The organism is Candidatus Tisiphia endosymbiont of Piscicola geometra, assembly GCF_964026415.1.
GTDB lineage: Bacteria > Pseudomonadota > Alphaproteobacteria > Rickettsiales > Rickettsiaceae > Tisiphia.
The window spans coordinates 1,157,776-1,170,010 of sequence record NZ_OZ032144.1; the positions used below are offsets into that span (position 1 = coordinate 1,157,776).

The window sequence follows — 12,235 nt, forward strand, 5'->3', positions numbered from 1 at the left end:
TAATCACATAATTTCTAAAAATTTTTCTAATTCTACAAGACTCGAAACATTAATCAAATTAAATTTATGATCAGTTTTTTTCAGCATATTAGTTAGAACCTTACCTGCACCTATTTCAACTATTTGTTCTATTTTCAGATTTTCCAATTCGTTTAAAGTTTGACGCCACCTCACCCTACCACAAATCTGGGAGATTAAGTTTTGTTTTATCTCTATAGGGTTAGTTATTGGTTTAGCTGTAACATTTTGTATCACCGGAACAAACGGTTTGTTAATTGCTACTTTGTCTAAAGCCTTTGCCATTTGCTCTTCTGCTGGCTTCATCAAACTACAATGAAAAGGACTACTTACATTCAATTTAATAGCTTTATAGCCCAAATCTTTTACGATAGATATTACCCGTTCCACTGCTATAGTTTTACCACTAATTACCACCTGCCCATCTATATTATCGTTAGCTATATCAAGGTCTATAACCTCTTCGATGATTTTTTCAAGCTTTTTTAGAGGTACGCCTATACATGCCGCCATTGAGCCTTGACCAACCGGATAGGCTTCTTGCATGGATTTACTACGTACTGCTAGCAATTCGGTAGTTACTTGTATATCTATACTTTCCGCTGCACATAATGCACTATATTCTCCTAAAGAATGACCTGCAACATATGAACACAGGTTAGTAATATTTCTATTTGTTTGTTGCTTAATGACATTCAATATTGCCATAGATACTGCCATTAGTGCTGGTTGAGCATTAATAGTCAAAGTTAAATCTTCACTTGATCCATTAAAGACAATATGGCTTAATTTTCTTCCAAGAGTATTATCTACCATTTCAAATGTCTCTTTTGCCACCTGAAAGTTATCGTAGAATTCTTTCCCCATACCAACCATTTGTGACCCTTGACCTGGAAAGACAAATGCTCTATTCATAATAATACCATAATAATTTAATTTATCCGCTGTCGATTATGAGAATTTCAACAATACTGTCAATAGTTTTAATTATTCTAAATTTATTAATATCAGAGTCAATGGCATCGGACTATGTCAAAGAAACTTTTATACATTTAGACAAAAAAGCATGGCAAGATTGTGAAAAGATGGCAAAGTCTTCAAAAGATAAAACCTTAATCAAAATTATTATGTCTCAAAGATTCTTAGACCCGAATTATAAGAAAAATAGCTTTGAAGAGGTAATAAAATTTATACAAAACAATCCCCACTGGCCGCAAGTCGATAAACTAAAAGAGATGGCAGAACAATATTTAAACTATAACACAGACCAAGCTTTAATTGTAAACTGGTTTAGTGAAAACGAACCAATTACTGCTTTAGGCTATAAATTTTATGCTTTAGCCAGTAGAAAATTAATAAAAGATCCACAAAAATTAGCGAAGATTATGAAAAATGGTTGGATTTATGGGGTTTTTACGCAAACAGAAGAAAGCAATTATTTGAGTAATTTCAAAAATATATTATGTGAAGAAGATCATGTAAAAAAAATTGATGAATATTTATGGGCAGGGGATATGCGTAGTGCAAAAAAATATATGCATTATGTCAGTAATGGCTATAAACAAAATTTTATTGCCCAAATTGCTATCTTAAATAAATCTAATGATAGTGAAAAACTTTTTCAACAAGTATCAGAAAAATATTATACCCCAGCTTTATTATTTAACTATTTGGATTCCAAGAAAACAGAGATTCCTACCAGCCAAAGTATCGCTCTATTTAAAAAAGTAAAGCAAGATAAAAGACATTCCGCCTATTGGGCTCGTGTACAATCTTATTATGCTAGAGAATTTATTGATCAGAAAGATTTTGCTAGTAGTTATAAGATAATTAGCATGCCAATTACTGTTGATCCCGAACATGTAAGAGAAGCAGAATGGCTTAGTGGTTGGCTTGCCCTTAGATTTTTGCATAAGCCTGATATTGCTTTAAGTCATTTTAACAAATTTATGAAAGTTGCAGCTAAACCATTAAGCGTATCAAGGGGGCAATATTGGCTAGCTAGAACTTATGAAGCCAAAGGGGATAAAGAGCAAGCGAATAAATTTTATCATATGGCCAGCAAGTATTCCCATAGTTTCTATGGACAGTTAGCTAATATCGAACTTAACAAACGGCACTTCATTTTACCACAAAAGCCTACCTCCACTAAGCATAATAATGAAAATAGTGAAATTATTAGAGCCATAAAATATTTGACTAAATATGGTAAGCATGATTTAGCTCTGTTATATGCTAAAACGGCTATTGAAAAATCATCAACCCCATCTAAGATTGTATTAATTACCGATATCATTAGCACAAAGGGTAATATTTATCATACAGTAGATGTAGCAAAAACTGCTTGTCAACATCATACTTTTATTAAGGATTATGCTTTCCCTACCCCTCATACTAAGGCAGTAAAAAATACCCCCCTAGAACCAGCTTTAACATACAGTATTATAAGACAGGAGTCAGTTTTTAATCAGCATGCAATTAGTACAGCTAAAGCTAAGGGGCTAATGCAACTTACAGATACAGCTGCTTATGATACGGCTAAATCTGTTGGCTGTAAATGTCATATTAAAAAGCTAACTCTTGACCCTAAATATAATATCATGCTTGGTACTAATCATTTTAAAGAATACTTACAACTATATAATGGTAATTATCTTTTAGCCATTGCAGCTTATAATGCTGGTCCTTGTAGAATCACAAGATGGATTAATCTGTTTGGTGATCCTCGTGACTTTAAGAATTTACGACAAATAATTGATTGGATTGAACTAATACCATATGCAGAAACTAGGAACTATACTCAACGTGTTTTGGAAAATCTGCAAGTTTATCGATCTATTATCAATAGAAATAATAATATAAAATTAGAACAAGATCTTTTAAAGACTAAAGATAATAAGAGAGAAATATAGCTATACTCGGTGAACTTCAAGAATTGGCTTTGTCGTGTCTAAAGATCTCCGCTGCTCACGTACTAATGTACGCTCCGCTGCTCGACTTTAACACTCCTAGCCCTTCTTGAAGTTGACCTTCGTCTACCAACTCTTCATTTACGAGCAGTATATATCCTAGTTTAAATAATGTTATTTAAGTTGACAGTTTAACATTATCTGACTATAAAGAAATATATTATTTCGTATTGGATATGAATTTATGAAACGTACATTTCAACCTAGCAATTTAGTAAGAAAAAGAAGACATGGATTTAGGGCAAGGATGGCAACTGTCGGCGGTAGAGAAATTTTAAGGAAACGCCGAGCAAAAGGCAGAAAAAAATTATCAGCGTAGTAAGTGCTTATCTCCTCCCTAAAAAATCAGAAAGAATTTGACCTAGTTAATAAGTTAGGAAAAAAGTTCCATAGCCCTTATTTTATCACAATAATAGCAAAGAATTCTACTAAGCTCTTTGCAAAGCTAAATGTAAAAGGTAATATTGACAACCTATGTAAGAAATCTAGTGAGATTTTATATAATTCGTCAAATACATTACTTTTTGGCATGAAAGTCGGAAGAAAGTTAGGAAATGCTGTTATTCGTAATAAAATCAAAAGACGTATCAGGCATTTAGTTAGACTGCTAAGCAAAGAATCAAAATTCAAACAAAATAGTTGGGCAATGATAGTCATCCCTAGGAAAGGTTTTGAGCAAATTGAATTTGCAACTTTATTAAGTGAACTATACAAGATAGTTTCACAAGTGTAATCCTTACTGCATAAATTACCTCCTGCAATCAAAAGTTATCATTCGTGTAAAAAATATCATCCTAGCCTTGATGCGGAATCCAGCCCTTATTCAGCTACCATCAAGTTACCCGAATTCGCATAAGTTAAGTTGGAAATAATTTGGATTGCATAATACTGATACTAGGCTAGTGGAATTTAGGTTCAGAATTAGCAAACAAACTTTCCTACTTTTTAATGATTTTTATTATTAATATTCAAACTTAAGTTGAGTTATTTTTGCTTATTCTTTATAATTATTCGTAATAATAACCTGAATTCGATGTAACAAGTTACATCGAATTCAGTATTATATATAGAAACAATCAGGTTTGAAGCAGCTGCCCACCTGATTGTTAAAATATAATACTCCATTCAATATGTGATTTTAATAATTAAAATGCACTCACGTCAGCCGCTTCAAGAATGCATTTTTCCTTATAACAAAGCAAGTATCGATATAAGAATTATTAATTCTTATATCGATGCTGAGGTTAATAATATGTTTTATACGTACCGTTAGGGCATAATTTATTTTTCAACAGTTTCATTATATGAAAAAATTTTTAACATTATTCATATCACTAATTATTTATAGTAATACTTTTGCTCAAGTACAAGTATCTAATCTTATCACTCCAGTTAGTTATTTTGTCAATCATGAGCAACAACTTAAAATTCTTGATGAATATTTAAGTAAATATAGACAAGCAAGTATAGTGGGTACTAGTGGTATAGGTAAAACTCAACTGATTAGAATGTATGCTTATAAAAATAATTATGATCTAATTTGGTTTTTTGATTGTAACCTTGATTTGAACGAGCAATTTGTTAAATTAGCCAAACAACTCAATACTATCAAACAAACTAATATATCTGAAGAAGTTGCTTTAGCAAAAAAAGAAGTAATATCATATTTAACCACTACTAATAAATGGTTATTAGTGTTTGATAATTTAAAAGTTAATGAAAATAAAAAAGTACAAGATTTAATTGATTGGGAGCATAATGGTCAGGTCGTGTTTTGTTCGCAAGATAATGAAAAGTTATCTAATATTATAGCAATGCCCCTACTTGATGTGTCTACTATTGTAGCTTTAGCTAATAACTTATTAGACAATAAAAATAATATCGAATTTTTAATGCAATCTTTTAGTGGTTATCCAATATTGATAGTGCAAGGAGCTCAATTACTTAACAAAGTTAAAGGTTTAGATAAAGAGGAATATAAAAAGAAAATTTATCAATCGACTGATAAAATAGCAACAAATATTAAAATGGCTATTCAAGAATTAAAACCTAGTGCTGTAAAATTACTTAATAAAATAGCTTTACTCAATAATCAAAGTTTCTCAAAACAGCTGCTTACCATCATTACTGATAATACAAATACTTTAGATGATGATATATATCAATTATCTAAATTTATGCTAATCAGTAATATTGATCCTAACAAGGATAATCCTATTTTTGAAATGCATGATATAATCAGCAATAAAATAATGGAATTAAATGGTGATAATAATAAAATATATTTAGAAAATATTATTAACAAATTACCTAAATTTAAAGGTCCTTATTCAGGATATTTGTGGAAAAGTACCAAAACTATACCAGAAAACTTAGAAATCCTTCTAAATAATTCTGAAAAATATAATATTAATCTATCCGCAATACTTATCTTAAGAGTGGAGTTATTTGCTCTACACGCAAACACCTGCCCCAACAAAGTCAAACAAATGTTTGATTGGTTTTATCAAAAAGAGAAAAATAAGGAATTTAAATTATGGCAAGTGCCTGAATCTCAAAAATGTTATTATGCTAGGTACTTAGGAATAGTGGGAGCGTATTATAAAACAATATTAATGGATTTTAACACAGCAATTTCTTATTTTACTAAAGCATTAAATATTCTAGATAAGCTTGATAATGAAGCTGATTATTACGCTATTAAATTAAATCTTCTCTCTAATCTAGCTATGACTTATATATTCTTAGGTGAAATAAAAATATCTGAAGAACTTTTTAAAAAGATAGAAAAGCTAGTAAAATCAAGAGTAATGCAAGAAGATGAAATATATACACTATATATTATAAAAGCTTCATTCTTTGAGATGCAAGGTCACTATCAAGAAGCTTTAGAGTGTGCAGATAAAGTTATTGAAATATTTATAAAAAATGGTCATAATATTAATGACTCATACGCTTTTACAATTTATATGTATAGAGCATATATGTTGAATTTTTTAGGTAGATATCAAGAAGCTTATACTCAGGTTCAATCATTATATAACTCAATACACAATGAGTATGAAGATGGAGATATTTATGCAATAATGGCAAGAAGTGCATTAGGTTTAGGTAAAGTAGATCAAGCTTATGAATATATTAGTAATGCTATCCTCCTGTTCTTAGCAGAAGACAAGAAAAATGCAGAGAACACAAATTATTCTAAAAATCGTTATTTAGCAGAGGCTTATGTAGTACAAGGTGATATTTTATCTGCTCAAGATAAACTGAATCAAGCTATAGAATCTTATAAAAAAGCTTTTGTTATATATCATTATTTATATGGAGATAGAAGTCAAAATGTTGCCCAAATGAGTTATTTGTATAATCATGGAGCAAAAGCTGCCTGTAAAAGCAAAGATTTATATAATTACAAATTTTTTGGCAAGCCACAAATTAAGGAATTTGGCATACACCATCCTAACACAGTTGATATGTTTGAATATTGCAAACAATATAACATGGATTTGTGGGTCAAGAACAATTAAATATTAAGGTTCAATCGTTGGAACTTTATATTAAGTGGCAGCTCATCGCAACTACCTTAACATTGGTTCTATCTATGCAATTGCTAATAGAGATTTCCAACGAGTATATACTCCACTGAATCGGTTGATGGAGTAATAGCTAATTTATAACCATATTCCGTAATTAAGTAGTAAGTGTAATATTCATGAACGTTTTCGATACTTAAATCATCAATAGTTCTGTTTCCAAGCAAAATATCTGCTCTATCCTGATCAAGCCTGAGGTTTGGAGATGTTACTACAATTTTTATACCAATAAAATTATCATTTTGTATCTCTAGTTCAATCTTAATAACAGCATCTCTGTATATATTGCTAGATGCCGCAACAATTAAACACATAATAATCTGAGCTATATTGTCATCGATATTTGTGCTGATTAACCTTGTGAACACTAGTTCAATATTATGATTTTTTGATTTTAAAAAATCAGTACTTAATCTATTAATTTCTGCAATAGCAATTTTGTTCCCCTCAGAAGGTAGAGAGTATACATAACGATGAAACTGTAAATAGCTCATGAGTCTATTTATACTATCCTGAACCAGTTTAGTAGCTTTCTCTTGATACTCTATAGTTTTTATTAACCCAATAGCATTATCTATAACACCTATTGATCCTGCAAAATCATGACATATTTTTTCATTTAAAGCTTGGCATAATTTTAGTGAATTTAGCATATTCTTAATAAACTCGTTTAGCTGGCGAAATGCTATCTACTTCATCTGTCAAAGTTGTAAGAGTTACAGGTTTGTAATCTAACTTCACCTTACCTTTCTCATCAATCCAAGCGAGTGTATGTTTCATCCATTCTTCATCATTACGCTCTGGGTAATCCTCCCTAGAATGAGCTCCCCTACTCTCTTTTCTAGCCGCTGCGCAGTGTACAGTAATTACCGCTTGATCTAATAAATTAGCTAGTTCTAATGCTTCAACCAAGTCGCTGTTCCATATTAATGATCTATCATTAACCTGAATATCAGCATATTCCTTTCGTGCCTGGTCAATCATTTCTATTCCTTCATCTAGAACCTCTTGAATTCTAAATACCGCTGCATGATTTTGCATGATTTTTTGCATTTTAAGTCTTAAGTCAGCTACTGGTAGGCCCCCTTTAGCATGACGTATACCATCAAATCTGCTAATTATTTTATCCAATATAGACTCCGGCAAGCTTTTATGCTTTTGCCCTACTTTAACAATTTCAGCAGCTTTTTGTGCTGCGGCTCTACCAAATACTACTAAATCAAGCAGAGAGTTTGATCCTAACCGATTGGCCCCATGTACTGAAACGCAAGCAGCTTCACCGATTGACATTAACCCAGGAATAATCTTGTTATGACCATCCTGATCTTTATCAATAACTTGCCCATGATAATTTGTTGGTATTCCCCCCATATTATAATGCACTGTTGGTAATACAGGTATTGGTTGAGTGTTAACATTAACACCAGCAAAAATTTTAGCCGTCTCTGAAATACCGGGTAAACGTTCGTGAAGAATTTCCGGCGGTAAATGATCTAAATGTAAGAATACATGATCTTTATGCTCTCCTACCCCTCTATTTTCTCTGATTTCCATGGTAATAGCTCTTGATACTACATCTCTTGAAGCAAGATCCTTAGCAGCGGGAGCATATCGTTCCATAAATCGCTCTCCATTAGAATTTACTAAATACCCACCTTCTCCTCTAGCACCTTCGGTAATTAAGCAACCAGCTCCATATATACCAGTTGGGTGGAATTGGACAAATTCCATATCTTGCAAGGCAATAGAACTTCTTGCCGCCATGCCACCTCCATCACCAGTACAAGTATGAGCACTTGTTGCAGAAAAATAAGCTCTACCATACCCGCCAGTAGCTAATACCACTAAGTGAGCATGGAAACAGTGAATTGTTCCGTCATCAAGATTCCAAGCAACTACCCCTACACATTCTCCATTATTCATTAATAAATCAAGGGCAAAATATTCGATAAAAAATTGGGCTTTATTTTTTAAAGCCTGTTGATATAAAGTATGTAATATTGCATGACCAGTACGATCTGCTGCAGCACAAGTCCTTTGAGCTGCTTGTCCCTTACCATAATTTGTTGTCATGCCACCAAAGGGACGTTGATAAATTTTGCCTTCTTCTGTTCGAGAAAAAGGTACTCCATAATGCTCAAGCTCTAGCACTGCTGCAGCTGCATGTTTACACATATACTCAATTGCGTCTTGATCACCCAACCAATCCGAGCCTTTTACTGTATCGTACATATGCCAACGCCAATCATCTTGCCCCATATTACCAAGAGAAGCACTAATGCCCCCTTGGGCAGCCACAGTATGACTCCTAGTTGGGAAAACCTTACTAATGCAAGCAGTATTTAAGCCCTCTTTCGCCATACCAAAAGTAGCCCTAAGACCAGCCCCACCTGCTCCAACTACCACTACATCAAATTCATGGTGGATAATATTATAAGATTTAGACATTTATATAAATTCCTTTTGTTTGTAATAATCCTTTTGTTCATAGTACCCTACATTTTTTATATAACCACTATTAAAATGGCTGCTGATCGTCTATTAGCGAGGAGTCGCGAAAAAGCGGCGACGCGGCCAATCTCATGAAATAATATCTACCTTTATTAGGCGACCTCGAGGTAATTTAAGCTCTTCTTCACAAGATTGCCACGTCGGCACTTTGTGCCTCCTCGCAATGACGGTTTTTGCTAAAACCTTTTCGTGTTAGTTATACATCGAATTCAGGTAAATATTAAACCTTAACTGGCATAATCACAAAAACATCTTTAGGATTCTGAAGGGTTTTCAATAACATTGGTGATGATGCATTTAAAAAGTATAGCTCAACTTGGTTTGCTTTAGTAGCACTTAACACAGCACTTAGTGCATCAGTAAGATATTTAGGATTAAAACCTATAGACAGAGTATCTTCATGATCAAAAATGCATAAATTACTTTCATCTAGAGAACATGGTATACATTCTTTAGCCACACCTCTTGTTTCTCCAGAAGCGGTAATTTCAAGCAAGTCTTTTGATAAAATCAATTTTATTGCTTGAAATTTGTCTATAGTTATTGTCGCTACTCTATCTATAGCATCAGCTAGCAACTTGGTATTAATAGTAAGTTTATAGTTGTTCTCTACTGGGATAAAAGCTTGATAGTCCGGAAAAGTTCCATCAATTAGTTTTGATACCATTATAATATCATTACAAACAAATTTAATCCTATTAACACTTAGAAAAATTTTAGTCTCTAGTTGGATATTCTTAGGATCTTTCAATATCTTAACAATTTCCTCGAGAGTCTTTTTAGGTAAAATAACGCCAAACTCGCTAGCATTATTGGCTATTTTTACTACTGACACTGATAATCTATGCCCATCGGTGCTAGCCATACAACATTCTTCATCTTTTACGTAGAAATAAACACCATTAAGATTATAACGAGTTTCATCAACGGATACCGAAAACAAAGTACCGTCGATCATTTTAACAAAATCACTACAAGATATTTTTAAAGTAGCTTCAACATTAATATCATCTAACGCAGGGAACTGGTTAGCATGTAGGGTTAGTAGGTTAAAAGCACAATTCTTTCCTAGAATTTCAAGTTGATCTGTTTCATTTGAGACACTAAGTGTTACATCATTATCAGATATCTTTCTTATTATGTCATTTAATGTTTTAGTAGATACCATTATTTCGCCTTCACTTATTACTTGAGCTGCTACTTTTTGGCTTAAATATATTTCCATGTTAGTAGTTATTAGCTCTAGCTTACCATCCTTAGATGATAATTTAACATGACTAAGCTCAGCAATTACGTTACGTTTTTCTACCACAGAATTGGCAAAAGCCAAAGCATGAGTTAATGTTTTTGTTTCAACTATTGTTTTTAAGTTATTATTATTCATATTATTTATCCATAATTAACCTCAGTGCAAACTTACTCTTGAAGTAGGAGAAGTATACATATTATATACTATCTAACAAATAAATACAAATATGTTTCCCATGTAGTTGATTCTCATCTAGTGTTATTTATCCTTTAATTACAATGGTGGATAATATGGTACGGTTATATAATTCTCCAGTATGACAGGAACGTCGATAACTTGGATATTTCTCAGGGGTAGTATATGTATCTTCTAGCATCCTTGTTATATCTTTAATACCAGCTTCTTGCAGTTGAAGTTCTACATAAGCTGGTAAATCAAACATATAATGCTTTGTTCTCAAAGAGGCACTAAAAAACTTTGAGTTCTCAGCCCGTTGCTTTATAAAATTATCGTAAAATTCTTGGTCTACCTCATAAGAATATTGTTGAATACTAGGGCAAATAATAGCTTTAATATTTTTTGCTCCTTTCTCATGCATTAGTTTTACCAAATTATTAGTGATACCAGCTTTAGCTCCACGCCAACCACAATGAGCTGCCCCTATAACCTTACCATCTTCGCTACTAAGTAGAATAGGAACGCAATCAGCAGTTTGTACTGTTAGTACTAGATTTTTTTTGGTAGTAACTGCCCCATCAGCTTCGGGATCAGTCTCAATATCACTATCAGCATCAATAACTTTGTTACCATGAACTTGCTGTAGGATAACAATGTTCTTGGCATCATAATGTTTAACTACTGTTAGCCGATTATTCTCGACACTTTCTAATATCCTAGAATCACCCAACTTATTTTTTTTACTATAAATATGACTAGATTGCTTGAAGCTTCCATCAAAAATTTTATAATAAACTTTATTTTTTATAAACTCATCCATATGGTCACCCTACAGAAATTTATCCATACACTATCAGATCATTTGCAAAAGAACAATGCTTTACAAAAAATCATTAAGAAATTTCGAACAGACTACTCGCTAATAGCTTGCATCGGAGTGGAAATAGAATTTTATTTAAGCAAAAATATTGATCCACTCGAATTTCAGACTCTACTTGGAATAGCAGTTAAGAAAGAAAAAGGAGCTAATCAATTTGAGGTAGATTTGCCGCCTTCCACTAACATAATTGAGTATATAGAAAAAATTAGTAGCACTAAGTCTAAAATACAAATTATTGCAGAAAAATTACAGGGTAATGTAAATTTTTCTGCCAAACCATTTGCAAGCGATTATGGTAGTAGTATGCATTTTCATGTAAATTTTATATTCCCAAATGATTTGGAGAATTGTATACTTAATATTGATCTAATGGCTCAAAGTATCTGTCATTATATGCTTGACACTTTCTTGATATTCATGCCAAATGAAGATGATTATCTTCGTTTGGATAAGAATTTTATGGCACCAACTAATGTATCTTTTGGTAATAATAATAGAACTGTTGCACTGCGCATCCCTGATCTCTCTCCTAAAAGACTAGAACATAGAATAGCAAATCCACTCACTGATCCTTATTTAGCAATCTTTACTATTTTAAACTCTATATTTCTAGGTCTAAAATTTCCTGATAAAATAAATAATATCAACAAAATATATGGCAATGCTTTTGATCAACAATATAATTTAGTGTCATTCCCCAAATCATTAACAGAAGCATTAGAGCTATTTAATTTGGAGTTTTTTATATATACTCAATAGACAAAGAGAACTAGCTACTCTAGAATCACTACTAGAAATAATGAAGAAATTATAGTGTTACAAACTTTAAAAAAAAATA

10 protein-coding genes are annotated in these 12,235 nt (G+C 32.2%); 5 read left to right on the forward strand and 5 right to left on the reverse strand.

Features of this window, described 5'->3' with window-relative positions:
* Positions 1-3: 3 nt before the first annotated feature.
* Positions 4-933, reverse strand: coding sequence for an ACP S-malonyltransferase (fabD, locus tag AAGD26_RS05570; protein WP_341751431.1), 930 nt, complete (start codon positions 931-933; stop codon positions 4-6).
* 35 nt (positions 934-968) lie between these two features.
* On the opposite strand from fabD, the gene AAGD26_RS05575 reads away from it, so the two are divergent.
* The 4 genes from AAGD26_RS05575 to AAGD26_RS05590 all read left to right on the forward strand — a co-directional run bounded on the left by AAGD26_RS05575 (position 969) and on the right by AAGD26_RS05590 (position 6,514).
* Positions 969-2,930, forward strand: a complete 1,962-nt coding sequence (locus AAGD26_RS05575) for a transglycosylase SLT domain-containing protein (RefSeq protein WP_410520642.1) — start codon at positions 969-971, stop codon at positions 2,928-2,930.
* A 241-nt stretch (positions 2,931-3,171) separates the two neighbouring features.
* On the forward strand, positions 3,172-3,306 hold the full coding sequence (gene rpmH, locus AAGD26_RS05580) for a 50S ribosomal protein L34 (RefSeq protein WP_341748129.1): 135 nt from the start codon (positions 3,172-3,174) through the stop codon (positions 3,304-3,306).
* A gap of 3 nt (positions 3,307-3,309) precedes the next feature.
* Positions 3,310-3,720, forward strand: a complete 411-nt coding sequence (gene rnpA, locus AAGD26_RS05585; protein ID WP_341751433.1) for a ribonuclease P protein component — start codon at positions 3,310-3,312, stop codon at positions 3,718-3,720.
* Between the two features lie 571 nt (positions 3,721-4,291).
* Positions 4,292-6,514, forward strand: a complete 2,223-nt coding sequence (locus tag AAGD26_RS05590; RefSeq protein ID WP_341751434.1) for a tetratricopeptide repeat protein — start codon at positions 4,292-4,294, stop codon at positions 6,512-6,514.
* Positions 6,515-6,597: 83 nt separating this feature from the next.
* Here AAGD26_RS05590 and AAGD26_RS05595 read toward each other — a convergent pair whose 3' ends face one another.
* The 4 genes from AAGD26_RS05595 to pgeF all read right to left on the reverse strand — a co-directional run bounded on the left by AAGD26_RS05595 (position 6,598) and on the right by pgeF (position 11,337).
* Positions 6,598-7,233 (reverse strand): histidine phosphotransferase family protein, encoded by a 636-nt coding sequence (locus AAGD26_RS05595; RefSeq protein WP_341751435.1) that lies wholly within the window; start codon positions 7,231-7,233, stop codon positions 6,598-6,600.
* 4 nt (positions 7,234-7,237) lie between these two features.
* Positions 7,238-9,028: a succinate dehydrogenase flavoprotein subunit gene (sdhA, locus tag AAGD26_RS05600; RefSeq protein ID WP_341751436.1), complete on the reverse strand. Its 1,791-nt coding sequence runs from the start codon at positions 9,026-9,028 to the stop codon at positions 7,238-7,240.
* A gap of 283 nt (positions 9,029-9,311) precedes the next feature.
* On the reverse strand, positions 9,312-10,475 hold the full coding sequence (dnaN, locus tag AAGD26_RS05605; protein WP_341751437.1) for a DNA polymerase III subunit beta: 1,164 nt from the start codon (positions 10,473-10,475) through the stop codon (positions 9,312-9,314).
* Positions 10,476-10,602: 127 nt separating this feature from the next.
* Complete coding sequence (gene pgeF, locus AAGD26_RS05610) at positions 10,603-11,337, reverse strand: peptidoglycan editing factor PgeF (RefSeq protein ID WP_341751438.1); 735 nt, start codon at positions 11,335-11,337, stop codon at positions 10,603-10,605.
* Here pgeF and AAGD26_RS05615 point away from each other — a divergent pair, their 5' ends adjacent.
* On the forward strand, positions 11,338-12,156 hold the full coding sequence (locus AAGD26_RS05615) for a glutamine synthetase (RefSeq protein ID WP_341751439.1): 819 nt from the start codon (positions 11,338-11,340) through the stop codon (positions 12,154-12,156).
* Positions 12,157-12,235 lie beyond the last annotated feature (79 nt).

What these genes read in the sequence shown, in the direction of transcription:
- sdhA (WP_341751436.1), bottom strand. Translation starts at nt 9,028, where the DNA reads ATGTCTAAATCTTATAATATTATCCACCATGAATTTGATGTAGTGGTA.
- dnaN (WP_341751437.1), bottom strand. Translation starts at nt 10,475, where the DNA reads ATGAATAATAATAACTTAAAAACAATAGTTGAAACAAAAACATTAACT.
- AAGD26_RS05590 (WP_341751434.1), top strand. Translation starts at nt 4,292, where the DNA reads ATGAAAAAATTTTTAACATTATTCATATCACTAATTATTTATAGTAAT.
- rpmH (WP_341748129.1), top strand. Translation starts at nt 3,172, where the DNA reads ATGAAACGTACATTTCAACCTAGCAATTTAGTAAGAAAAAGAAGACAT.
- AAGD26_RS05615 (WP_341751439.1), top strand. Translation starts at nt 11,338, where the DNA reads ATGGTCACCCTACAGAAATTTATCCATACACTATCAGATCATTTGCAA.
- AAGD26_RS05595 (WP_341751435.1), bottom strand. Translation starts at nt 7,233, where the DNA reads ATGCTAAATTCACTAAAATTATGCCAAGCTTTAAATGAAAAAATATGT.
- pgeF (WP_341751438.1), bottom strand. Translation starts at nt 11,337, where the DNA reads ATGGATGAGTTTATAAAAAATAAAGTTTATTATAAAATTTTTGATGGA.
- fabD (WP_341751431.1), bottom strand. Translation starts at nt 933, where the DNA reads ATGAATAGAGCATTTGTCTTTCCAGGTCAAGGGTCACAAATGGTTGGT.